Origin of the sequence: Plantactinospora endophytica (assembly GCF_016862915.1) — a bacterium.
Lineage (GTDB): Bacteria > Actinomycetota > Actinomycetes > Mycobacteriales > Micromonosporaceae > Plantactinospora > Plantactinospora endophytica.
On record NZ_BONW01000010.1, the window covers coordinates 94,628 to 118,459 of the forward strand.

21 protein-coding genes are annotated in these 23,832 nt (G+C 71.7%); 14 read left to right on the plus strand and 7 right to left on the minus strand.

Annotated features, from left to right (window positions below; translation table 11 throughout):
• Positions 1-53: 53 nt before the first annotated feature.
• From Pen02_RS11555 to Pen02_RS11565, 3 genes are all read right to left on the minus strand, one after another.
• A complete protein-coding gene (locus Pen02_RS11555; protein WP_203865972.1) occupies positions 54-506 on the minus strand; it encodes a DUF4383 domain-containing protein in 453 nt (150 codons plus the stop codon).
• 122 nt (positions 507-628) lie between these two features.
• Complete coding sequence (locus tag Pen02_RS11560; RefSeq protein WP_203865973.1) at positions 629-1,777, minus strand: glycosyltransferase; 1,149 nt, start codon at positions 1,775-1,777, stop codon at positions 629-631.
• A 97-nt stretch (positions 1,778-1,874) separates the two neighbouring features.
• Positions 1,875-2,882 (minus strand): glucosyl-3-phosphoglycerate synthase, encoded by a 1,008-nt coding sequence (locus Pen02_RS11565; protein ID WP_203865974.1) that lies wholly within the window; start codon positions 2,880-2,882, stop codon positions 1,875-1,877.
• Between the two features lie 263 nt (positions 2,883-3,145).
• On the opposite strand from Pen02_RS11565, the gene secA2 reads away from it, so the two are divergent.
• The 3 genes from secA2 to Pen02_RS11580 all read left to right on the plus strand — a co-directional run bounded on the left by secA2 (position 3,146) and on the right by Pen02_RS11580 (position 7,068).
• Entirely contained in the window at positions 3,146-5,440 is a 2,295-nt protein-coding gene (gene secA2, locus Pen02_RS11570; protein WP_203865975.1) for an accessory Sec system translocase SecA2, read from the plus strand.
• A 244-nt stretch (positions 5,441-5,684) separates the two neighbouring features.
• Positions 5,685-6,422: a GAF and ANTAR domain-containing protein gene (locus Pen02_RS11575; RefSeq protein WP_203866009.1), complete on the plus strand. Its 738-nt coding sequence runs from the start codon at positions 5,685-5,687 to the stop codon at positions 6,420-6,422.
• 139 nt (positions 6,423-6,561) lie between these two features.
• On the plus strand, positions 6,562-7,068 hold the full coding sequence (locus Pen02_RS11580; RefSeq protein ID WP_203865976.1) for a DUF2231 domain-containing protein: 507 nt from the start codon (positions 6,562-6,564) through the stop codon (positions 7,066-7,068).
• 95 nt (positions 7,069-7,163) lie between these two features.
• Here the strand turns inward: Pen02_RS11580 and Pen02_RS11585 are convergent, their stop codons facing one another.
• Positions 7,164-8,117, minus strand: a complete 954-nt coding sequence (locus Pen02_RS11585) for a DUF3500 domain-containing protein (RefSeq protein ID WP_203865977.1) — start codon at positions 8,115-8,117, stop codon at positions 7,164-7,166.
• 413 nt (positions 8,118-8,530) lie between these two features.
• Here Pen02_RS11585 and Pen02_RS11590 point away from each other — a divergent pair, with 413 nt between their 5' ends.
• Both Pen02_RS11590 and Pen02_RS11595 read left to right on the plus strand, forming a co-directional pair.
• Positions 8,531-9,988: an LVIVD repeat-containing protein gene (locus Pen02_RS11590; RefSeq protein WP_239140484.1), complete on the plus strand. Its 1,458-nt coding sequence runs from the start codon at positions 8,531-8,533 to the stop codon at positions 9,986-9,988.
• A gap of 214 nt (positions 9,989-10,202) precedes the next feature.
• Positions 10,203-10,589, plus strand: coding sequence for a cupin domain-containing protein (locus tag Pen02_RS11595; protein WP_203866011.1), 387 nt, complete (start codon positions 10,203-10,205; stop codon positions 10,587-10,589).
• 113 nt (positions 10,590-10,702) lie between these two features.
• On the opposite strand, the gene Pen02_RS11600 is transcribed toward Pen02_RS11595, so the two are convergent.
• Positions 10,703-11,812, minus strand: coding sequence for a cellulose binding domain-containing protein (locus Pen02_RS11600; protein WP_203865978.1), 1,110 nt, complete (start codon positions 11,810-11,812; stop codon positions 10,703-10,705).
• Positions 11,813-11,998: 186 nt separating this feature from the next.
• Here Pen02_RS11600 and Pen02_RS11605 point away from each other — a divergent pair, with 186 nt between their 5' ends.
• Positions 11,999-12,706 carry an N-acyl homoserine lactonase family protein gene (locus Pen02_RS11605; protein WP_203865979.1) on the plus strand — a complete coding sequence of 236 codons (708 nt, stop codon included), beginning with the start codon at positions 11,999-12,001 and terminating at the stop codon, positions 12,704-12,706.
• Between the two features lie 20 nt (positions 12,707-12,726).
• Positions 12,727-13,104, plus strand: coding sequence for a nuclear transport factor 2 family protein (locus tag Pen02_RS11610; protein ID WP_203865980.1), 378 nt, complete (start codon positions 12,727-12,729; stop codon positions 13,102-13,104).
• Between the two features lie 43 nt (positions 13,105-13,147).
• Here Pen02_RS11610 and Pen02_RS11615 read toward each other — a convergent pair whose 3' ends face one another.
• Complete coding sequence (locus tag Pen02_RS11615; protein WP_203865981.1) at positions 13,148-14,467, minus strand: cation:proton antiporter domain-containing protein; 1,320 nt, start codon at positions 14,465-14,467, stop codon at positions 13,148-13,150.
• Positions 14,468-14,929: 462 nt separating this feature from the next.
• Here Pen02_RS11615 and Pen02_RS11620 point away from each other — a divergent pair, with 462 nt between their 5' ends.
• The 6 genes from Pen02_RS11620 to Pen02_RS11645 all read left to right on the plus strand — a co-directional run bounded on the left by Pen02_RS11620 (position 14,930) and on the right by Pen02_RS11645 (position 21,292).
• Complete coding sequence (locus Pen02_RS11620; RefSeq protein ID WP_203865982.1) at positions 14,930-15,283, plus strand: DUF4419 domain-containing protein; 354 nt, start codon at positions 14,930-14,932, stop codon at positions 15,281-15,283.
• Positions 15,284-15,325: 42 nt separating this feature from the next.
• Positions 15,326-16,141 carry a helix-turn-helix transcriptional regulator gene (locus Pen02_RS11625; RefSeq protein WP_203865983.1) on the plus strand — a complete coding sequence of 272 codons (816 nt, stop codon included), beginning with the start codon at positions 15,326-15,328 and terminating at the stop codon, positions 16,139-16,141.
• A gap of 11 nt (positions 16,142-16,152) precedes the next feature.
• The gene (locus tag Pen02_RS11630) at positions 16,153-16,884 is read left to right on the plus strand and encodes an SDR family oxidoreductase (RefSeq protein ID WP_203865984.1); all 732 of its coding nucleotides are present in this window, start codon (positions 16,153-16,155) and stop codon (positions 16,882-16,884) included.
• A gap of 214 nt (positions 16,885-17,098) precedes the next feature.
• Positions 17,099-18,397: a M20 metallopeptidase family protein gene (locus tag Pen02_RS11635; protein ID WP_239140485.1), complete on the plus strand. Its 1,299-nt coding sequence runs from the start codon at positions 17,099-17,101 to the stop codon at positions 18,395-18,397.
• Between the two features lie 214 nt (positions 18,398-18,611).
• Positions 18,612-19,856: a glycosyltransferase 87 family protein gene (locus tag Pen02_RS11640; protein WP_203865985.1), complete on the plus strand. Its 1,245-nt coding sequence runs from the start codon at positions 18,612-18,614 to the stop codon at positions 19,854-19,856.
• A gap of 266 nt (positions 19,857-20,122) precedes the next feature.
• The gene (locus Pen02_RS11645) at positions 20,123-21,292 is read left to right on the plus strand and encodes an outer membrane protein assembly factor BamB family protein (protein WP_203865986.1); all 1,170 of its coding nucleotides are present in this window, start codon (positions 20,123-20,125) and stop codon (positions 21,290-21,292) included.
• A 110-nt stretch (positions 21,293-21,402) separates the two neighbouring features.
• Here Pen02_RS11645 and Pen02_RS11650 read toward each other — a convergent pair whose 3' ends face one another.
• A complete protein-coding gene (locus Pen02_RS11650; RefSeq protein ID WP_203865987.1) occupies positions 21,403-22,785 on the minus strand; it encodes an aminotransferase class I/II-fold pyridoxal phosphate-dependent enzyme in 1,383 nt (460 codons plus the stop codon).
• 195 nt (positions 22,786-22,980) lie between these two features.
• On the opposite strand from Pen02_RS11650, the gene Pen02_RS11655 reads away from it, so the two are divergent.
• Positions 22,981-23,820, plus strand: a complete 840-nt coding sequence (locus tag Pen02_RS11655) for a nitrilase-related carbon-nitrogen hydrolase (RefSeq protein WP_203865988.1) — start codon at positions 22,981-22,983, stop codon at positions 23,818-23,820.
• Positions 23,821-23,832: the final 12 nt, after the last annotated feature.

The following is a 23,832-nucleotide window of genomic DNA, read 5'->3' on the forward strand; positions in this document are numbered from 1 at the left end:
AACCGGCAGGTCGCCAAATTCCGCTCTCTGTGCCCCTAACGGGTGAAACCGGGCTACCGGCCGCGACGCCGCCCGGTGAGCGCGCCGAGCCCGATCATGGCAATCCCGAGAACCAGGTGCAGCCAGTTGTCCGCGTCGTCCACCGGCAGGAAGTTCGCCAGGCTCTCCTTCTCGATGGTGATGCCGTACACGAACAGCACCAGGTAGACGGCGCCGCCGCCGACCAGGAAGGTCCGCGCGCCGGTGGCCGTCCGGGCCAGCGCCAGCCCGATCACCCCGGTGACCAGGTGTACGAGGTTGTGCAGCACGGAGACCTCGAAGAGCCCGAAGAGCCGGGCGTCGGACAGGTGTCCGGCCAGCCGCATGTCGTCGTAGTTGCTGGTGATCTCCGGAATGAAGCCGAGCACCCCGAGCGCGAGGAAGACGACCGAGACCGCGATCGCCGCGTTGCTCACCGGTGACCGGCCGGTGTGTGGCCGGGAGACTGTCGAACTGGCTCTGTGCACCGCGCTGGAACCTCCGTCCTCGTCTGCTCGTGCCGTCGTTTCCTCAAGTCCTCGTCTGCTCGTGGAGTCGTCTGCCTCGGGTCCTCTTCCCCGGGCTCGTGGCCGGGACCGCGCCGGGCGGCTCAACCCTGGCTGGCGGCGGCCGACCGGCGTACCTGGTCGTACAGCTCGACGTAGCGCTCCGCCATCATTGCGGGGGTGAACCGGAGGCTGGCCTCCTGCCGGCAGTCCCGCTCGTCCAGCCCGGCGACCTCCCGGACCAGGTCGGCGAGACCGTCCTCGTCGTCGGCGAGCAGCCCGGTCCGGCCGTGCTCGATCAGCTCCGGCAGGCAGCCCCGGCCGATCGCCAGCACCGGAGTGCCCAGCGCCAGCGACTCGATCACCGCCGTACCACCCGGCTCCTCCCAACACAGCGGGAAGAGGCTGGCTCGGGCAGCCGCCACCAGGTCGTCCCGGGCGGCACCGGCGACCATCCCGACCCAGCGCACCCGATCGCCGTCGACCAGCGGGGCGACCTCGTCGCGCCAGTACCGTACGTCCGGATTCTGTCCCGCCTCCGGGCCGGCGGTGGCCAGTTCCTCCGGTCGCCGGTACGGCCCGACCGGCCCGGCCAGCACCAGGTCGAACCCGGCCTGGTGGGCCAGCCGCGCCCCGAGGTGCTGCCCCTTGCCCGGTGTGATTCGGCCGAGGATCACCAGGTGGTCGGACTTCTCGACCGGCGCCCGACGGTTGGCGTCCACGGCCAGCGGGGTGGCCAGGTGGACGTGCCCGACCGCGTGGTCGCGCAGCGCCTGCGGCGCCCGGGCGAGCTGGGCCGCCGAGACCCCGTTCACCCGCACCCGGTCGCCGCCGTCCAGATAGCCGTACAGGTCCGGGTGCTTGCCGAGGTCCCAGTGCAGGGTGTGCAGCGCCGGCCCGCTGCCCGGACCCATCGCGGCCAGCACCGCCAGCCCGACCGCCTCCACGTGGTCGTGCACCAGGTCGACGTCGTCGCGTTCCCGCAGCGCCCGGACCACCCCGTTCAGGTGCGCCTGCGAGATACCGCAGACCTGGTTGTACGGCCGTTGCAGCGCACCGAACTGGCCGTCGGGGAAGACCGACAGCAGTTCGTCGACCGGGAGCGTGGCGTCCGCCGTCGAGGCCAGCACCACCCGTACGCCGAGCCGGCGCAGTTCGGGTACCAGCGTGGCGACAATGTTCTCGATCCCGCCGTACCCGGGCGGCGGCACCGGCAGCCACGGCCCGGCGTTCATCAGCACGGTGAGGCTCATCGGCCCTCCCCGGCACGTCGCTGCTTGCCGGCACGTCGCGCCCCGCCCCCGGTCCGTCGCTTCTCGCCGGCACCGTCGGGTTGGGCGGCGGGCCCCGTCACACTGCGGCCCTGCGCAGGGCCGGGCGGAGCTCGGCCAGCGGCGGGCGTTCCCGGACGGAGACGTCGCTGACCACGATCTCCCGGTCCAGGTTGGGCAGCGCGGTGCTGCCGTCCCGGCGGAACTGCACGAGCAGGTTCCCCGGCGGTACGGTCTCCTCGACCAGGCCCCGCCGGCAGAGCCGCTGCCACACGGTGTGCAGGATCTGCCCGGACATCCGGCCGAGCGCCTCGGTGTCCTGGTGCCGGTGCAGGCGCTCGCCGAGGTCGACCTGGGCGAGCGCGTCCAGGCCGCACATCTCCAGCAGGTCGATCAGCATCGCCGTCTCCACCCCGTAGCCGGAGACGAACGGCACCCGTTCGAGTACGTCCCGCCGGCCGGCGTACTCCCCGGCGAGTGGCTGGACGAAACCGGCCAGTTCCGGCCAGAAGAGGTTGAACAGCGGGCGGGCCACCAGTTCGGTCACCCGGCCGCCACCCTCGGCCTCCACGCCGCTGGTGCCGACCAGCGGGCGGTGGTAGAAGCCCTTCACGAACGCGACGGACGGATCGGTGAGCAGCGGACCGAGCAGTCCGGTGACGAAGTGCGGCTGGAACTCCCGCAGGTCGGCGTCGACGAAGACGACCAGGTCGCCGTCCGAGCCGGCCAGCCCGGCCCAGAGCGCGTCGCCCTTGCCGTCCAGCCGGGGCAGGCCCCGGGTCATCTCGTCCTGACTGATCACCCGTGCGCCGGCCGCCGCGGCGACGACAGCCGTACCGTCGCTGGACCGGGAGTCGACCACCACCAGCTCGTCGACCAGCGAGACCTGTTCCACCAGGCAGGCCCGGATCGCCGCCACGATCGCCCCGACGGTGGCCTCCTCGTCCCGGGCCGGGATGACGACGCTGACCGTACGCCCCTCCTTCAGGTACGCGAGCTGTCGTGGCGTCCACTGATCGGCCACGCCGGTGCGGTGGCTGGACCACGCCTCCAGCGCCGGTGACACGGCGGTACGCGAGCGCCGCATGGGACCGACCTCCCAACTGCCTCGCCCGGACCCCGGCCGGGGTACCGGTGCAGCCCTGCAGCCTTCCCCGCCGGTCCCGGATCAACCGTCCCGCCGCCCCGCCGAGAGTCGCCCCGGGCCGTGCTCGGGCGCCGCGCCGCATACCGCCCACCCGGGCACATTCGGGCGGTACGGACATCCCGCCACCGGCCTTCCGAGAGCGGACACCGCACCCGGCCGGGCGGGCCGCACTTTGCCGGAGAGTTCGCGTACCGTTGCCCGTCATGGGTGTGTCGCAACGGTTGAAGACCAGGGTCCGGCGTTTCCTCCAGCGTCCGGGCACCACAGTTGATCTGGCGCCGCTGGAGAAGCTGCTGCCCACGATCGAGGCGCGCGAGGAGGAGCTGACCGAACTCGGCGACGAGGAACTCACCGAGGCGGCCGGCAAGGCCGAGGACTACGTCGAGATCTGTGCCGTCGGCCGGGAGGCCGCCCGGCGTGGGCTCGACCAGCGGCCGTACGACGTGCAGTTGCTCGGCGCCATGTCGCTGCTGGCCGGCAAGGTCGCCGAGATGGCCACCGGTGAGGGCAAGACGCTGACCGCGACGATCGCCGCGTACGGGCACGTCCGGCGCGGCAACGGCCCGGTGCACGTACTGACCGTCAACGACTACCTGGCCCGCCGGGACGCCGAGTGGATGGAGCCGGTGTACCGGCTGCTCGGCCTGAGCGTCGGCTGGGTCACCGAGGCGTCCACCCGGGAGGAGCGCCAGGCGGCGTACGCCTGCGACGTCACCTACGTGTCGGTCAGCGAGGCCGGCTTCGACTTCCTCCGCGACCAGCTCGTCACCGACATCGACGACCGGGTGCAGCCGCCGCTGACCACCGCGATCGTGGACGAGGCCGACTCGATCCTGATCGACGAGGCCCGGGTGCCGATGGTGCTGGCCGGTGCGGTACCCGGCGAGCAGGACCCGGTGCACCAGGCCGCCTCGGTGATCCGGGGACTGCGGTCCGGCCGGCACTACACGGTCGCCGACGACGGCCGCAGCGTCGCCTTCACCGATGCCGGGCTGGCCGAGGTCGAGTCCCGGCTCGGCGACGTCGACCTCTACGACGACGAGCACGTCGAGCAGCTCTCCGCCGTCAACGTCGCCCTGCACGCGCACGCCCTGCTGCACCGGGACGTCGACTACATCGTCCGCAACGACGGCGTCGAGCTGATCGACGAGATGCGCGGCCGGGTCGCCCAGCGCCGCCGCTGGCCGGACGGGCTCCAGGCGGCGGTGGAGGCGAAGGAGGGGCTGGACGCCACCGCCGAGGGCGAGGTGCTCGGCACCATCACCGTGCAGGCGTACGTCGCGCTCTACCGGACCGTCTGCGGGATGACCGCCACGGCGGTGCTGGTCGGCGACCAGTTGCGGGAGTTCTTCTCGCTCGAGGTCGCGGTGATCCCGCCGAACACCCCGTGTGTCCGGGTCGACGACCCGGACCGGATCTACGCCACCCGGGGTGAGAAGGAAGAGGCGCTGATCCAGGAGATCCAGGAGCAGCACGAGACCGGCCGTCCGGTGCTGATCGGCACCCTGGACGTGCAGGAGTCGGAGCGGCTCGCCGAGGCGCTGCGCGAGGCCGGCGTGCCGTGCACGGTGCTGAACGCGAAGAACGACGCCGAGGAGGCGGCGATCATCGCCGAGGCCGGCAAGCACGGCGCGGTGACCGTCTCCACCCAGATGGCCGGCCGGGGTGTCGACATCCGGCTCGGCGGCAGCGACCAGGCCGACCGGGACCGGGTGGCCGAACTCGGCGGCCTGTTCGTGATCGGCAGCGGCCGGCACGACAGCCGGCGGGTCGACGACCAGCTCCGGGGCCGGGCCGGCCGGCAGGGCGACCCCGGTCGCTCGGTCTTCTTCGTCAGCCTCGAGGACAACCTGGTCATCCGGCACGCCCCGGACGCGATCCCGCCGTCGCCCCGGATGAACGCCGACGGTCTGGTCACCGACGAGCAGGTCGACTTCGCCATCGAGCACGCGCAGCGGATCGCGGAGGGCGTCAACCACGAGATCCACCGCAACACCTGGCGGTACAGCGTGGTGATCGAGCAGCAGCGCAAGGCGCTCGCCGAGCGTCGGGAGCGGCTGCTCACCAGCGAGGTGGCGGCGCAGATGCTGACCGAGCGTTTCCCGGACCGGGCCAAGGAGATGGACGAGGAACTCCTCTCCCGGGTCGGCCGGTCGATCGCGCTGTACCACCTCGACCGGCTCTGGGCACACCACCTCGCCGAGCTCTCCGAGGTACGCGAGGGCGTGCACCTGCGGGCGCTCGGTCGGCTCGACCCGCTCGACGAGTTCCACCGCTCGGCGGTGCCGGCGTTCAACGCGCTGGTGCCGGAGATCGAGACCCGTACGGTGGAGACCTTCGAGGAGAACGAGTTCGACGAGGACTGGCAGCCGGGCGGCGACGAGCTGGTCCGGCCCAGCGCCACCTGGACCTACCTGGTCCACGACAACCCGTTCGGCTCGGAACTCGACCGGCTGATCGCCGCCGTCGGGCGTCGGCTCACCTCCGGCTCGCGCTGAGCCGTACCGCACCGGGATCTTCCGGGGTGGCCGTCGGATCGCTGACGGCAACCCCGGACCGGTCGGGATCGTTCTCCCACTGGAACGGGTGGTTTGTCCACCCGGCGCTCGGGTAGTAGCGCAGGTCCGTACCGGCGCGGGACCGGTATCGGCGGGGGAGAGGCGACATGGAACAGGCGACGGCACGAACCGGGCGTACCGCGGTGACCGCGGTGGTGGCGGGGGTCCCGGAACGGTGCTGAGGCTGAGGACGACGACGGAGCCGTCGACCGAGGCCCCGGGCGTGCTGGAGACCGCCGCCCTGCTCCGCGAAGTGACCGCCGGGCTGATCGCGAGCGACGACTTCGACGTCGCGCTGGACCGGCTGGTGCGTACCGTCCGGGACGCCATGCCCGGGGTGACCTGGTGCGGGGTGACCGTGCTGCGCGCCGGGGCGCCCGCGTCGGTGGCCGCCTCGGAACCACGACTCGGCGATCTCGACGACGTGCGGCACGGGCCGGACGGGCCGGCGATGGTGGCGATCCGGTCCCGGGAACTGGTCTGGTCGGCAGATCTGCGCACTGAGACCCGGTGGCGGCCGTGGACCGGTCGGGCGCTGGCCCTCGGCGTACGCGGCGTGCTCGCCGTACCGGTCGACGTGGACGACCACGTGGTCGGCTCGATCAACCTGTACGCCCGCGAGCCCGGTGTACTGACCGCAAGTCAACAGCTCACCGCGATGCTGCTGGCCGAACACGCCGGGCTGCTGCTCGGCGCGGTCCGGGACCGCTCCCGGCAGGTCGGCTCGGCCGGCGAACCCGACGACACGCTCACCGCCGGACAGGTCATCGACCAGGCGGTCGGGGTTATCATGACCCAACGTGGCTGTCCGGCCACGGAGGCGCTACGGGTGTTGCGGTCCGCCTCGGCGGCCCTGGCCATCCCACTACGGGACGTGGCCGAGCGGCTGGTCACCTCGGTGGCCCGGCGCCGGGACACCTGACTCCTCCGCCGGCCCGTACACCGCGATCGCGATTCGCTTCGGGCCGGTGGCGGTACGGCGTCTGCGGCGTCGTTTCGGCGGAGTTGCCCGGGGGTAGCACGCTGGGGCTGGTCGAGGAGTGAGCCGGGGAGGCGCCACCATGCAGAGCCGCCTGCGGGTGCACGGACATCCGATCCAGCCGATGCTGGTGACGTTTCCGTTCGGGCTGTTCGTCTGCGCCACCGTCTTCGACCTGGCCGACGTGCTCGGCGGTCCGGCGATCCTGGGGCTGGTCGGCTACTGGACGGTGGTGGCGGCGCTGGTCGCGGCCGGGCTCGCGGTGGCGGCCGGCATGGTCGACCTGTGGGACGCGCCGGGCGACGCGACCCGGCGTACGGCGGTGACCTTCAACCTGGTGAACGCGGCGGTCGCGGTGCTGTTCGTTTTCGCCTGCCTGATCAGGGCCGGCGTGCCGGAGCACGGGGCCACCGGCGGCCTGGTGGTGGTCGAACTGCTCGCCCTGCTGCTCGGCGCGGTCGGGGTACGGCTGGGTGGCAGCCTGGTCCGCCAGTTCGACCAGGGGCGCGGCGAGCCGACCAGCTTCGACGGCTTCGGGCCGCCGGCCAGCTCGGTGGCCAGCGGCTTCGGCCGGCGCCGGGGCGGCTGACCGACGGACGACGCACGGAAGCCCCCTGCGCCGGACCGGCCCGCCCGGTTCACGACCGACCGGCGGCGCGATCTCACGGCCGCGGCGGCGCGATCTCACGGGTGGTCGGCGGCCAGGTGCTCGGCGAGCAGGTCGGCACCGAAGTCGCCGTACGGGCGGCGGAGCACGGTGTGCGCGTGGTTGCCGTCCTCGCTGGTGTTGTCGTACTCGACGAGCAGGTCCTCGCCCTGGATCCGGTAGTAGTGCCGCCCGCCCGGCCGGGTCGGGCCCTCCCAGGCGAACCAGAGGTCGCCCCGGCCGACCCGGGCCGCCTCCTGCGCGGCCAGCTCCGGCGGAAGCCGGTCGAGGTAGAGCGCGACGAGCTGGTCGAGCAGGGCCCGGCCGGTCGGTCCGAGCGTGCCGGCCCGGAGCCCGGGCGGTTCGATCCGGCTGTCGAAGCGCGCCCGGGTGCCGCTGCGGATGTCGGCGGGTGCCTCGTCGGCCACGATCGCCGTGCCCCTGCCGTCCGGGCCGATCGCGTCGAGCAGGGCGCGGGCGAGATCCTCCTCGGGCGCGAGTGGCCGGCTGACCGGGCGTCCGGCGTAGCTCACCGTCGCCGGATTGGCGCCGAGGAAGAGCGGTGCCGGCGAGACCCTGTCCCCGGCGACGGTCATCGTCACCGACAGGTGGTGTCCCTCGAACCGCCAGCACCAGAGGTCGTCCCGGGCCGGGTCGCCGAAGACCACGATCCGGTAGTCGTCGCTGTGCCGGCCCCGCCGCCAGTCCTCCTGGCGGTCGAGGACCTCTTCCAGGGCCATGATGGTGGCCGCCTGCGCATACGCGTGTGGACTGAGCGCGGTCGCCAGCAGCCGGTGCGTCGCCTTGCGACCGGTCCGGTCGAGATCGGCGAGGCAGGCGCCCGGCCGGGGCAGCGGCCGGTACTCGATCCAGCGGCGACCGCCCTCGTCGGCGAACGGTCGGACGGCCTGCGGCCGGGCCGGCCCCGGGAGCGCGTCCAGCAGTGCGGTGGCCGCCGTCCGCATCTGCCCGGCCAGGGTGGTGTTGCGCATTCTCCCTGTATACCGGCTGTCCCGGCGGCACCACCGGCCAGCCTCCCGGCGGAGCGGGGTGGGCATCTCGACGTCGCCTCCGGTGGAGCGCGGTGGGTGTCTCGACGGCGCTTCCGGCCGGATCGGGATCGGCACCCGGCGGCGCTCCCGGCGCAGCGGAGTGAGCATCCGGGCGGTGCTCCCGGTGGGGTACCCGGCGGAGCGGGGCGGGGAGTTTGTCCAGCTTGGAAGCCTTCGATCCGCACTTGACCGGGCTCGACACGCCCGATCGGTGCCTTGTGGACCGGGCTTGGTCGCGCGATGATCAGTACAAGTTCCTTGATCGTTAATTATGTGACTGGAGTCACATCGACCTATCCTGTTCGCAGGTAAGGTCTGCACAATCGTCAACCCCTTTCGAAGGGTGCCGCCAGATGTTCAGACTCTCCCCACAAGGGCCGCGGCGACTCCGGATCGTCGGGCTCGCCGCTCTCTCCTTCCTGGTGGTGACCGTTGCCGTTGCTCCGGCGAGCAACGCCCAACCCGTGGCCGCAACGGGTCCGACCACAGCGGACGCAGCCACCCCGCCGGGCGTGGATGAGATCGCCAGCAGCCCCAACCTCCGCCAGATCGCCAACATCCCCAAGCAGGGCACCTTCGCCACCGAAGGCGCGCTCGGCTCCGACCTCGCCTTCCAGGGCCGGTACGCCTTCGCCGGCAACTACGAGGGCTTCGTCATCTACGACGTCAAGAACCCGTCCCGGCCGTCCATCGTGTCCCAGGTGCAGTGCTCGGGATCGCAGAACGACATATCGGTCTACGGCGACCTGCTCTTCCTCTCCACCGACTCGCCCCGCAGCGACGACTCGTGCGCCAGCACCGGCGTCCCGACGAGCGGAACGGTGTGGGAGGGCATCAAGATCTTCGACATCAAGGACAAGCGCAACCCGCGCTACATCAAGTCCGTCAAGACCGCCTGCGGCTCGCACACCCACACCCTGGTGCCGAGCAAGGACAAGAAGTCGGTCTACGTCTACGTCGCGTCGTACGGTGCCAACAGCACGTACGTCGGCTGCGCGCCGCCGCACGACTCGATCTCCATCATCAAGGTGCCGCTGAAGAAGCCGACCACGGCGTCGGTGGTGGCGGTGCCGAACCTGTTCCCGGACGGTGGCAACCCGGGCGGCAACGGCAGCTCGAACACGACCGGCTGCCACGACATCACCGTCTACCCGAGCAAGGACCTCGCCGCCGGCGCCTGCATGGGTGACGGCATCCTGATGGACATCGCCAACCGCGAGGCTCCCCGGGTGATCAACCGGGTCCGGGACACGGTGAACTTCTCGTTCTGGCACTCGGCGACGTTCAACAACGCCGGCACCAAGGTGGTCTTCACCGACGAACTGGGTGGCGGCTCCGGCGCGACCTGCGTCGAGACGGTGGAGCCGACCCGTGGCGCCAACGCCATCTACGACATCGCCGGTCGGGGCGACGGCCGCAACCTGGTCTTCAAGAGCTACTACAAGATCCCGCGGCTGAACACCACCCTGGAGAACTGCGTCGCGCACAACGGTTCGCTGATTCCGGTACTCGGCCGGGACATCATGGTCCAGGCGTGGTACCAGGGCGGCATCTCGGTGTTCGACTTCACCAACTCGGCCCGCCCGGTCGAGATCGCCTACTGGGAGCGGGGCCCGCTCTCGGCGGAGCGCCGGATCACCGGTGGCTCGTGGTCGGCGTACTGGTACAACGGCAACATCTACTCCAGCGACATCCAGAAGGGCCTGGACGTGCTGGAACTGCGGGACTGGCGGGTCTGGACGGCGCACCTGGTCAAGTTCAAGGAGCTGAACGTGCAGAGCCAGCCCAGCTACCTGGGCAGCAACTGGTAGGCCACGGCCACCAGGCACGACACCGGACGGCCCGGTTCCCCGAGGGGGACCGGGCCGTTCCACGTCGTCGGCCTGATCATCGTGGCCACCGCCGCGCGTGATAACTTGCCCGACCGGTGGAGGGGAGGGGCCGGTGAACGAGGTCAGCTACGCCGGGCCGGGCGAGGTCAGCCAGGTCGGGCCGGACGAGGTCAGCTACATCGGGCCGGGCGAGATTGGCTGCGTCGAGCAGGGCGCGGGCGTCTACGTCGGGCAGGCCGGCGTCGACGGTGCGGGCAACGGCGGCTGGTTGCTCGGCCACTTCATGCCGTCCGGTGTGGACGTACGGCACAGCGCCGACGTCGAGGTCAAGTGGGGCGTGCACCCGGCCGGCGACACCCGGGCGGAGTGGGTCACCGGGGAGCGGCGTACCGCCCTGCTGGTGTTGGTCTCCGGCCGGTTCCACGTCGAGTTGCGGGACCGGACCGTCGTGTTGACCGAGCCCGGCGACTACGTGGTCTGGGGACCCGGCGTCGACCACTCGTGGCTGGCTCCGGAGCCGGCGGTGGTGCTCACCGTCCGCTGGCCCTCGGTCGCCGGCTACAAGGTCGCGGCGGACTGATCGGCCCGGCTCGCCGGCCGGGGACGCCCGCTCCCCGTGACCCGGACACCGGCCGTCCCGACGGGGGCACCCGGCGCCGGTTCCTGGTCACGGGGACGTGATCGCGGTGCGGGTCAGCCGAGCGTGCAGCTCAGTACCGGGGTCGGATTGCTGCCGGTCCAACTGCCGATGAAGCCGAAGGTGGCCGTACCGGCGGGGGCGAGCGAGCCGTTCCAGCCGACGTTCCGGGCGGTCACGGTGCTGCCGCTCTGGCTCACGGTGGCGTTCCACGCCTGACTGACCTGCTGGCCGGCGCCGAACGTCAACTGGGCCGTCCAGGACCGGCTCGCCGTGCTGCCGTTGTTGCGTACCGTCACCTCACCCTGGAAGCCGCCCTGCCACTGCCCGACGCTCCGGTACGTCGCCGCACAGCCGCCGGCCGGCGGTGCCGTGGTGGTGCCCGGCGGCGGGGTCGGGGTCCGGGTCGGCGGCGGCGTGGGCGTCCGGGTCGGTGGCGGGGTCGGGGTGACGCCGTCCAACGCCGCCGTCAGCGCCGGGTACCACCGGTCGGCCATCTTCTGGTCACCGGCCGCGTTCGGGTGCACGCCGTCGTAGGTGTCGCTGCCGGTGCTGAAGCCGGTCCACTGGTCGACCACCACGATCGGGGAGGCCGAGGTGGTCTTCGACGCCGCCCAGCCCGGGATGGCGTCGTTGAGCGCCACCGTACGCTGGCCACACTCGGCGCAGGAACTCGGCGCCATCGGAATGATCTTCGCGACCAGCACCTTCATGTTCGGGTTGCTGGCCCGCATCTGGTCCACCAGCTTGCCGTACGCGGCGAGGATCGTCGCGGGTGCCCGGTTGCTCCAGACGTCGTTGGTGCCGAAGTGCATCAGCACGATGTCCGGGCGGGTGGCGGCGAGCCAGGGCGGCAACTGGTTCTGGTCGGCCACGGTCGTCACCAGCGCGCCGCCGTGTCCCTCGTTCTCCCCGTCGTACGGCGCCCCGCAGCCCTGCGCGGGGAGCGTGCCGACGAAGTCGACGTTGGTGTAACCGGTGTTCTGCAAGCGGTTCCAGAGCATGGCGCGCCAACAGCCGGGCGAGCCGGTGATCGAGTCGCCGAGCGCCATGATCCGGACGGGTGCCGGTGCCTCGGCGGGTGACGCGGGTCGGGCGACGACGACCGTGCCGAGCGCGACGACGAGCGCGGCCAGCACGGTACTGAGCAGGGGCCTGCGGAGCATGGTTGTCTCCTAGTCACGGTGAGATGGTGGTTCGTACCGGCCCTTTGCCCCCGAGACATTCAAGCAGGTAACTGGACCGGAACTCAACCGGTCAAGTTGGCGTACCGCTGGCCGTCGCCGCGAAACGATTACGCCGGTGGTGAACCGGTCTTTCGTCGGTGCGCCACAGGAGGTGAGGATGGGGCGGTGAGCGAGCGGAACGCGGCGGTACGCCGCCTCGACCTCGGCTACTTCGTCCGGCCCGCGACCGAGGCCGGCGAGCCGCATCCCCGAGTCGAACCGGCGTACGGCTATCTGGTCCGGCGGCCCGAAGGGCTGCTGCTGTTCGACACCGGCATCGGCGAGGTCGACCCGGAGACCGAGGCGCACTACCGACCGGTCCGCCGCCCGGTGCTGGCGGCACTGGCCGCCGCCGGGATCGGGGTCGACGAGATCTCGCTGGTGGTCAACTGCCACCTGCACTTCGACCACTGCGGCGGCAACCCGGCGCTCGCCGGCCGTCCGGTCCTCGTGCAGCGGGCCGAGCTGGCCCTGGCCAGGGAACCCGGGCACACCATCGCCGAACTGGTCGACTTCCCGGCCGCCCGGTACGAGGAACTCGACGGCGAGGCGGAGATCTGGCCGGGGGTGTGGGTGCTGCCCACTCCCGGGCACACCGTCGGGCACCAGTCGTTGGTGCTGCGCCAGCCGGACGGCACGGTGATCCTGGCCGGGCAGGCCCACGACTTCGCCTTCCAGTTCGGCTCGGCCCGGCTGGCCCTGCGCGCGGCCCGGGACGGGGTGGCCGGTCCACTGCCGCCGGTGCCGGAGTGGCTGTCCCGGCTGGTCGACCTCGATCCGGCCCGGGTGCTCTTCGCGCACGACGGCGCGGTCTGGGAACCTTCCTCCAGGTGACACAGCGAAGGGGTGCGTGGATGTCCGACGACAACAGGGTCGAGACGCTCCGGGCGGCCGAGCGGCGACTACAGGCCGCCCAGCTCGCCTCGGACGTCGCCGAACTGGACCGGTTGATCGACGAGCGGCTCGTCTTCACCGGTCCCGACGGCCGGCTCTACGGCAAGCAGGACGACCTGCGGGTAAACCGCACCGGGGAGCAGCGGCTGAGCCGGGTCGACCAGGAGGAGTTGACCGTCCTGGTCGACGGGGACACCGGCGTCACCTGGTTTCTGGGCACTCTGGCGGGGACACTCGCCGACACGTCGTTCACCGCGCGGGTCAGGTACACCCGGACCTGGATCCACGACGACGCGCACGGATGGCGCCTGCTGGCGGCACACGTCAGCTCCGCGTGACCCGGCCACCCGGAGACGTGTGACCCCGTCACCCGAGCCGCCGCTACGCCGGCTTGCCGGCGGCGTGCGCCAGTTCCCGTTCCCGCCCGGCCGGCGCCGGCCCGGTGTCGTCGGTCGACGACGGCCACGTCGGCTTCGGCAGCAGCGGTCCGGCCATCGCCGTGGTGACCAGTGCCATGATCACCATCATGGTGAACATCTGACTGTCCAGCACGCCGAGGCTCACCCCGACGTTCAGCACGATCAGCTCGGTCAGCCCCCGGGTGTTCATCAGGATGCCCAGGGTGCGTGCCTCCCGGGCGGGCAGGCCGAGCGCCAGGGCCGGCGTGGCCGCGCCGATGGTCTTGCCGGCCACCGCGACCAGGATGATCGCGCCGAGTTCCAGGTAGTTGGCGAAGGTCAGCGAGGCGATGTCGACACTCAACCCGGTGACGATGAAGAAGACCGGCAGCAGCACCATTCCGATGTGCTCGAACGGTTCGCGGATCTGTCGCCCGAGCTGCTCGACCGGCTCCCGGGGCATGATGAGGCCGAAGATGAACGCGCCGAAGATCGCGTGGATGCCGACCCAGGTCGTCGCGTACGAGGAGAGGAACACCCCGGCCGCGATGAAGACCACCAGGAACGCCGGCCGGTTGAGTAGCGCGACCCGGCGGACGAAGGCGGCCAGCAGCGGACGTACCACTGCGATCATGACGGCGATGTAGGCGGCCGACAGCGCCGCGATCTGGACCAGGTCGACGCCGTCCCGGGCGGTGGCGATCGCCGCGACCAACGCGAGAATGCACCACGCGAGAACGTCGTCGATCGCCGCACTCGCCAGCGCGAGAGAGCCAACCTCGGTGTTCACCAGCCGGCGATCCTTGAGAATGCGGGCCAGTACCGGAAACGCGGTAATCGACATCGCCGCGCCCAGAAAGAGAGCGAAGGCCACGAACGGTACCTTCTTGCCGGCCACCACGGCGTGGTCGTCGTAGATCAGCGCGGCGAGCCCGACACCGAGCGCGAAGGAGAGGGCAATCGAACAGAGCGAGACCGAAACGGTCATCGTCTTGCGCCGGGCCAGCACGCGCCGGTCGAACTCCCAGCCCACCAGGAACATGAAGAGCAGGAGCCCCACCTGGGATATGGCACTGAGGTAGGGCCGGGCCTCGGCGGGGAAGATCACCGCCGTGGGATTGCCCGGCAGTAGTCCGAGCAGGCTCGGGCCGAGCGCGATACCGGCGAGGATCTCGCCGATGACCACCGGCTGCCCCAACCTGCGTAGCCACCGCCCGAAGACGTAACCGACGACCAGGACGATGGCGACATCCGCCAGGACCGTGGCGACCGTCAGTTCCCCCGGACTAGCCAATGACTGCATGTCATCCTCCACATAACCGTCCAGCGCCTACCGACCGTCGCCAATGCTCGAAAATGGGCGCACCACACCGGACGCGACTCCTCCTGTCGGGCGTCCGTCAGTCGCCCGCGAGGGGCATCGATTACCGCAACCGTAGCGGGCTTCTTGTGGCCGCGCAGTTCATGGATAACGCCGGAATAAGAGACCCCCTGATCCGCCCGTGCGCGGAGCTGATTCCCGTGCGCGCGGGTAACACATTTGCCGACTTTCCACACGCTATGGCGGAATCGTTTTGCGGTCTTCCCCCGAGATGATGAGAAGCGGGCTCATCCGCGTGGTGGGGCACCGACCCGGACGGCCGTCGCCGCCGCGCGCTGCCGCAACAGCCTCGCTGCCGAGGAGGCCCCGGGGGCAGACCTGGCAGCAGTGTCCAGATCGGACGTGGCGCACCGCCGAGCGTACGGCCGGGGCTAGTGTCGCCCGATGGTGACCTTTCCCGTCGACGCCGTCAGCTCGGCGGCCGAGCCGCTGCCCACCCGCCCGCTCGGGCAGCTCTTCGACGACGCGCTGGTGGTCGGCGGTGACCCGGCGCTGCCGGTGCTCGCGCCGAACGGCGTACATCCGCTGCTCGGCGCGGTCGGGCGGGCGTTCGCCGAGCACCGCCCGCTGGTGTTGTCGCCGGACGCGGTATGGCTGACCATCGCGCAGGGCGCCGCCCAGCAGGACGCCGCCCTGGACTCCGGCGGCGACCTCGGACACCTCGAAACCGGCCGGCTCGACGTGCTGGCCGAGACCGTCGTCGACTGGCGGCCGACGGTGCGGGAGGCGGAGGACTGACGGGGAACGGCGGTACTGCCCGGTCGGCCATGATGGTGGTTGATGGCCCGGCTGACGCAGATCCATTCGATACCGGCGGAACCGCAGGACGTGCCGTGCGAGACGATCGTCCGGCACCCACATCCACGGCTGCGGCAGCACGTGTTGGGCTACGCGGGATTCCGGGCCGGTGCCCGGCGCAGGATTCCGCACCGGCTTCTGCCGTTGAGCTACGCCATCCTGCTGGTCGACTTCGCCGACCCGTACACCCTGGTCACCGGGGCGCGGAGCAGAGCGACGGTGGCCGGGCGCACCGACTGGGCGTACGGGGTCAGTGTCGGGTTGACCCCGGTCGGGGCGTCCGCGCTGCTCGGCGTACCGATGCCGGAGCTGGCCGGGGTCACGGCCCCGCTGCCGGACCTGGTCGGCCCGCGCGCCGACGGGTTGGCCGAGCGACTGGGCGCGGCCCCGGACTGGCCGAGCCGGTTCGGCCACCTCGACCGGGTACTCGCCGGTTGGCTGGCCGGAGCACCGGCGGATCGGCAGGACGGGCTGGTCAGCGCGGCCTGGTGGCGGCTCTCGCACAGCCCGCAGCGGCTCCGGGTCGGCGCCCTCGCCGACCGGCTCGGCGTCAGCCGCCGCTACCTCGAACTCGGTTTCCGTCGCCAGGTCGGCCTGTCCCCGGCGACCGTGGCCCGGACCGCCCGGTTCCAGCACGCGCTCGGGCTGCTGGTCGAGGGTGCGGACCTGGCCGGCGCGGCGGCCGACACCGGGTACGCCGACCAGCCGCACTTCACCCGCGAGGTGCGGGCGCTCTCCGGTCTCACCCCGACCGAGCTGTGCGCATTTCTTCAATACCCTCCGGTGCCGACCGGCTAGCGTTTCGGCGCATGACGCGGCTACCACAGTTGTCCGGCCGGACGGCACTCGTCACCGGCGGTTCCCGGGGCATCGGCCGGGCGATCGTGCGACGGCTGGCCGAGGCCGGCGCCCGGGTGGTCTTCACCTACCGCAGCGACGAGGCGGCGGCCGACGAACTCGCCGCCGGGTACGACGACGTGGTCGCCGTCCGCGCCGACCAGGCGGACCTGGCCAGCCTCGACCCGATGTTCGCCCCGGTACGCGACGGCCTGGACATCCTGGTCAACAACGCCGGGATCGGTCCGACGGCGCCGATCGCCGAGCTGACCGGGGAGGAGTTCGACCGGGTGATGACGGTCAACGTGAAGTTCGCGCTGCTGGCGATCCGCGAGGCGACCACGGTGCTGCGGGACGGCGGCCGGATCGTCAACATCTCCACCCTCAACACCGTGCTGCCGGCACCCGGGCTCGCCCTCTACTGCGCCAGCAAGGCGGCCCTCGAACAGGTCACGGCGGTGGCCGCCCGGGAACTCGGTCCCCGGCGCATCACCGTCAACACCGTGTCGCCCGGCGCCACCGACACCGACCTGCTCCGGGCGTCGAACCCGGCCGAGGCGCTGACCCGGGCCGCGACGCTCACCGCACTGGGCCGGCTCGGGCGGCCGGAGGACATCGCCGCCGTCGTGGCGCTCCTCGTCGGACCCGACGCCGGGTGGATCACCGGGCAGAACATCCGGGCGACCGGCGGCCTGCTGATCTGACGCATCCACGCCGACGGCCGCGTGCGCGTCTCGCGCGTACGGGGTGTCCGGCACGGCACCGAACGAGCAGCTCCGAGCAGGAACCGCCGGCGGCGGCGGTAGGGATAGCCCTCGGTCGAAGAGACGGGCTGCCTTCAGTGCGTTCGCGCCACTGGACGCGACAGACTTCGGTTGATCGACTGCCGGGGGCAGTCGCGCTTCCGCTGGAGGAACCATGTCGAACGCGAACTCGGAACGCCACGTCGTCAGTCGACGCGCCGTGCTCGGTGGTGCTGCTGTCGCCCTGGCCGGGGTCGGACTCGCACCGCCGTGGGCCGCACACGCCGGCAACGGTTCGACGTCCAGGTCGTTCGACCAGGCTCTGCTGGACGCCACGGCGTCCCGGCTGGACCGGAGCCTGGTCGAGCTGCGTCGCGACATCCACCGGCATCCCGAGATCGCGGGGCAGGAGCGGCGTACCGCCGGAGTGGTGGCGCGGCGACTTCGCGCGGCCGGCCTCGACGTCCGGACGGGCGTCGGCGGGTACGGGGTGGTGGGGATCCTCCGTGGCGCCCATCCCGGCCGGACGGTCGGCTACCGGGCCGACATGGACGCGGTACCGCCGGACGAGCAGATGGCGGGCGGCCCGGAGCCGGCCCACCTGTGTGGACACGACCTGCACACCACCGTCGGTGTGGGGGTCGCCGAGGTACTGGCGCTGCTGCGCCACCGGCTCGCCGGCACGGTGGTGTTCGTCTTCCAACCCGCCGAGGAGGCGCTCAGCGGCGCCGCCGCGATGCTCGACGACGGCGTGTTCGACCGGGCCCGCCCGACGGAGATCCACGCCCTGCACTGCGGTCCGTTCCCGGTCGGCCAGTTCCTCGTGATGCCCGGATACGGGCTGCCCGGCCTCGATCGTGGGGTCGTCACGCTCACCGGCTCCGACGCGACGGTGCGGGCTCGGCAGCTCGCCGCCGAGATCAACACGCTCGGCACGGTGGCTCCACCCCGCACTCCCGCCGACCTCGAACAGATCGTGGCGGACCTCCAGACCCCGGACGGGCCGCTGGCCGAGTTCGTCTTCATGGGGGCGCAGCCGGTGGAGACGGACGGTGCGGCCGAGGTCCGGGTCTCCTTCCGCTGCTGGCCGGAGCACCGGTACGCCGAGATCCGCGAACGGATCCAGCGTCTCGCGACCGCATCCGGCGGGGCGTCGGTGGCCTTCCCGAACGATCCCTTCCCGGCCATGATCTGTCCCGAGCGGGAAGGGCTGGCCCTCGAACGGCACCTGCACCGGACCGTCGGCCGCGACGGGGTGCGGAGGATGCACGCCGCTGTTCCGTTCAACGGTGAGGACTTCGCGTTGTTCCTCGACCGGATGCCCGGCACGTTCACCTTCCTCGGCGTACGCGCGCCCGGTGCCGCCATCGAAACCAGCTATCCGCACTTCGGCGCCTTCAACCCGGACGAGCGGGCCATCGGCTACGGCGTCCGTGCGATGGCCGGTTGGCTGGCCACCCGTACCCGCAGCTAGCGTGGCGCTGGCCGCATATCCGTACGGGTACTCAGGTGTGCTCCGGGTCGGGGGTCGGCGGCAGCAGATTCTGCAACCGGGGTGTCCGGCCGCGCGCCGGACCTAGACTCCATCCGCCGGCATTGACCTCGACGGATGGGCGGAGCGGGTGCCGACAACCGGTCGCACAGGTGGACAGTCGTATCTCAGCAGTCGATCGTGGTGGATAACCGGAGTGGTCGGGGTCTGGATCGCCAGCCGGGCGGTGTTCGTCCTGATCTACGCGAACGTGGTCAAGGCGCCGGTCGGGAACGTCTTCGCCGACGTGGCGCTCTACCACCGCTGGACCGACGTACTGCTCGACTGGCAGGTGCCCCGGGACGATCCGATGTGGCAGTACCCGCCCGGCGCCGCCGCGTTCTTCCAGGCGCTCTGGCACCTCGCAGGGGACTCGGTCGGCGGGTACGAGATCACGTTCTTCACGCTGGCCGTCCTGGCCGACCTGCTGGTCCTGCTCACCCTGCTCCGACTCGCCCGGGGCGATGGGCTGCTCCTCGGCGCCTGGGCCTGGGCGCTGGCGGTTCCGCTGCTCAACCTGCTGACGTACGCCCGGTACGACATCTTCGTCACGGCCGTCGCGGTCGTCGGGCTCGCCGCCACGGTCCGGCGTCCGGTGGTCGCCGGTGCGGCCCTGGCCGTCGGCGCGCTGCTCAAGGTATGGCCGGCGGTGCTGCTGATCAGCGCCCGGCCGGTCGGCGGCCTCCGGCCGATCCTCACCGGTTTCGTCGTGGCGCTCGCCCTGCTCGGCAGTGCGCTCACCCTCGCCTTCGGCGGCGCCTGGTCCGGCTTCACCGGCAACCAGGCTGACCGTGGCCTCCAAATCGAGTCGATCGGCGCCACCCCGCTGGTCCTGGCCCGCCTCGGCGACCCCACCATCGACGTCCGGTTCGTCTACGGGGCGATGGAGTTCGTCGACGACCCGTTCGTGCGCCCGGCGACGATCGTCCTTCCCGTGCTGACGATCCTCGGACTCGGCGCCCTGAGTCTCTGGTGGCTCGTCAGGGGCCGACGGATCGTCTGGACCAGCGCGATCGGCTTCGACGTGGCGCTGCTCGCGATCCTGACCACGGTGGTGACCAGTCGGGTCTTCTCCCCGCAGTACATGCTCTGGCTGATCGGGACGGCGGCGGTCTGCCTGACCCGCCGGGACACCACGCAACGCGCCGCGAGCGCCCTGGTCCTGGTCGCGACCGTGCTGACCAGCGCCCTGTTCCCGTGGTACTACGCACAGGTGTCGACGGATCCCGCCTGGCCGGGCACGGCGCTGCTGGTCCTCCGGAACGCGCTTGTGGTGGCGGCACTCGGCATCGGCTTCCACACGCTGACCCGGAGCGCGGCCCGCGGTACGTCCGACGTTGCGGGCACCCGAGCCGGCGCGTCGTCGCCCCGACCGGATCGGGCCACGCACCCGGTGGCCTGACGAGCGGTGCCGCCGTGGACTCCAAGGTTCATGGCAACCTGTCGTGCGGTGCGGACCGTGCAGTGGGGACCACAAGTCGCCGAGAATCTCGCGCGCCATCTGACGGTGTTGCCCGCGTACCCAGGTTGGTGGCGGTGCTTTGCCGCCGTTCGCCCGTTTGATTGAAGTACGTCATGATCGCGGGTACGATGACCGCGTAGTGGTGGACTACCCGGACCCCGCTTGCTTCGTCGCAGTTCGACGTGCGCTGGGAACGGGTGGAGAACATGAACGTTGCCGGGACCGACCATCGCCCGACGGGCCTGCGTGCCCCGCCCGGGCCGGCCCGCCGCCGCATCTCCGGCACCCTCGCGGGAGCGATGGGCGGAGCGGTGCTGGCCATGTTGCTCGGCTACCTTCCCGGAGTCCAGCTCGGGTTGCCGGGTCGGCCGACCGATCGCGCCGGGCCACAGTTGCGGTGGGTCTTCACCGCCGCCGACGAGACCGATGCCGGGCCGGTCGTCGCGGCCGGCACGGTCTACCTCGGCAGCGCCGACGGCACCCTGTACGCCCTCGACGCCGCGACCGGCACCGTCCGCTGGACGTACCCGATCCCCGAGTTGGACGCCACCCTGGCGGTCGCCGACGGAATGCTCTACCTCGTCGGTTCGGAGACGCTGTACGCGCTCGACGTCGACACCCGTCAGGTTCGCTGGAGCTTCCGGGTCGACGGGAGTCTCCGCTCGACGCTGGGCGCGGCCGACGGGCTCGTCTACGTCGCCGACCAGCACGGCCGGCTCGGCCCGACCCTGCACGCGCTGGACCGGGCCACCGGCCACCTCCGCTGGAGCCGCGACCTGGGCCGCACCCACGGCACCGGCCCGGCGGTGGCGCACGGCGCCGTCTACGTCGGCGGCGACCACACGCTGTACGCGCTCGACGCCCGGACCGGTGCCGTCCGGTGGGACCATCCCGACCTGCCGGGGCCGGTCGGCGAGGCCCCGGTGGTCGCGGACCGGACCGTGCACCTCGCCGTCGCCGGCAGCTACCTCGGCACCTTCGACGTGCACGACGGCCGGAAACTGTGGAGCCACGAGTCCGACGTCGTGTCGACGCCGGCCGTCCGGGACGACACCGTCTACGTCCCGTTAGGGACGGGGTGCTGCTTCGACCGCTGGCGTACCAACGCCTACCGGGCGTCGACCGGCGAGCTGCTCTGGTCGGCCGAGTTCCACGCGGCCGAGCTGGTCACGGCCGGCGGAATCCTCTACTCCCGCGCGGCCGGCGACGGCACGGTGTACGCGTTCGATCCGGCGGTCGGCGAGGTGGGCTGGCGGTTCGCCGCCGGGGACCGGACCTCGGGTGCGCCGGCCGCCACCGGCGACACCGTCTTCGTGGCGGACGGCGAGCACACCCTGTACGCGGTCCGCGCACCCCCGCCGCCACCCTGGGACTGAGCCACCGGAGGCACCGGCACCGCCAGCGGCGCCGGGCCAGCGAAGAAGACCGAGCGGCACGAAGGGCCGGGTGGCCGGGGGAGCGGATCGGCAAAGGCAGCGGGGTCGGGTCAGCGGATGGTGCGGCGCAGGGTGCGGAGCCGCCGGCCGCTGGACCGGTGCGGTTCACCTGCCGCGTCGGCGAGCAGGTCGGCGAGATCGGCGAAGCCGTCCCGGACCAGTCCGACGGTCAGCCGGACGTGGTCGGTGCCGAGCGGGTCGAGCTCGAACGGGGTACCGGGGGCGACGGCGATGCCGTGCGCGGCGAGCGAGAGCATCGCGTGCTGCTGGTCGCGTACCGGAATCCACATGTTGATGCCGTCCGGGGCCGGGGCGTCGACACCCCGCTGCGCGAGCGCGGCGGTGAGCAGGTCGCGGCGCCGGGCGTACTCGCGGCGGGCGCCGGCCAGCACCCGTGCCGTCGCCGGGTCGGTGAGCAGGTCGAGCAGCACGGCCTGGAGTACCCGGCTGGACCAGCCCGGGCCGAGCAGGCGCCGGTCGGCGACCGAGGCGACCAGGTTGGCCGGGCCACCGACGGCGGCGAGCCGCAGGTCCGGGCCGTGGCTCTTGGAGAAGCTGCGGATGTGCACCACCTGTTCGGGCAGCCACCCGCCGAGCGAGACCGGCGGCGCGGAGGCGATCTCGCCCGCATGGTCGTCCTCGACCACCACGACGGTACCGCCCAGCGGATGCGCGCCGAGCACAGCGGACAGTTCGGCGGCGCGCTCCGGCGTCATCGAGATCCCGGTCGGGTTGTGCGCCCGGGGTTGCAGCAGCAGCGCCACCGGCGCCCGGTCCAGTCCGGCGGCGAGCGACGCCGGCTCGATGCCCGAGCCGTCCAGGGTGACCGGCACCGGCACCGCGCCGACGGTGTCGAGCAGGTCGAGCAGCGGCGGGAAGGCCGGATTCTCCACGAGTACCCGGTCGCCGAGCCGGACGGCGGCGCCGACCACCCGGTCCAGCGCGTCCAGCGCCCCGTCGACCACGGTGAGCTGCTGCGGCGGGAACGGCCAGCGTTCCCGGAGCACCACCTCCAGCCGGGGCAGCACCGGTTCCTCCAGGTAGGAGGTGGTGAGCCGGGTGTCGCCGATCCGGCGCAGCGCGGGCGCCAGGTCCGGCAGCAGGTCGTGGTCGGGTACGCCGGTGGAGAAGTCGTGCGGCAGCGTGGCCGGGCTGGCGGTGAGCCGGGCGTACCGGAGGCTCTGCCGGAGCCGGTTCGGCGGCAGTACGAAGGTGCCGGAGCGGCCCCGGGTCTGGATGGCACCGGCGCTGGCCAGTGAGCGCCACGCCTCGCTGACGGTGGTCGGGCTGATGCCGAGTTCCCGGGCGACCGAGCGGACGGTGGGCAGTCGAGTGCCGGCCGGCAGCTCGCCGGTACGGACCAGCCGGCTCACCGCCGCGGCGACGCCCCGGGCCGTACGGTCGTCGATCGCACTGGCGATGAGCTGCAGCATGTTACTTCTCCGAAAAAATCAGTAACGAATTGGCCATTGTCCGTCCCGACTTGTGTCACTAAAGTCCTACGCCATCCGGTCGGAAATTCACAAGGTGATCACAAGGTCTCGGCAGCAGGCCAGCACTAGGTCAGCAAGCTCTCCACCGACGAGCACCGCCGCCACCAGCGGGCACGGTGCCGAGGAGGTTCGACCATGGCAGAGATCGTTCGCGCGGCCCTGGTGCAGACGAACTGGACCGGCGACAAGGAATCGATGATCAAAGCGCACGAGGAGTACGCCCGACAGGCTGCCGCCCAAGGCGCCAAGGTCATCTGTTTCCAGGAGCTGTTCTACGGCCCGTACTTCTGTCAGGTGCAGGACCAGGGCTACTACGCGTACGCCGAGTCGATCCCCGGCCCGACCACCGAACGCTTCGCCGCGCTCGCCGCCGAACTCGGCATGGTCATGGTGCTGCCGATGTACGAGCAGGAGCAGCCCGGCGTGCTCTACAACACCGCCGCCGTGGTCGACGCCGACGGCAGCTATCTCGGCAAATACCGGAAGACACACATCCCGCAGGTGAAGGGGTTCTGGGAGAAGTTCTACTTCCGGCCCGGCAACCTCGGATATCCGGTCTTCGACACCGCCGTCGGTCGGATCGGCGTCTACATCTGCTACGACCGGCACTTCCCGGAGGGCTGGCGGGCGCTCGGCCTGGCCGGCGCCACCGTCGTCTTCAACCCGTCGGCGACCAGCCGGGGGCTGTCGGCCTATCTGTGGAAGCTGGAGCAGCCGGCCTCGGCGGTGGCCAACGAGTACTTCGTCGGGGCGATCAACCGGGTCGGGGTGGAGGACCTCGGCGACAACGACTTCTACGGCACCTCCTACTTCGTCGACCCGGAGGGGCAGTTCGTCGGGGCGGTCGGCGACGACCACGCCCCGGAGTTGATCGTGCGGGACCTCGACCTGGGGCTGCTGGCGGAGGTACGCGACCGGTGGGCCTTCTACCGGGACCGCCGCCCGGACGCCTACGACAGCCTGGTCCAGCCCTGAGAACCGGAGGCG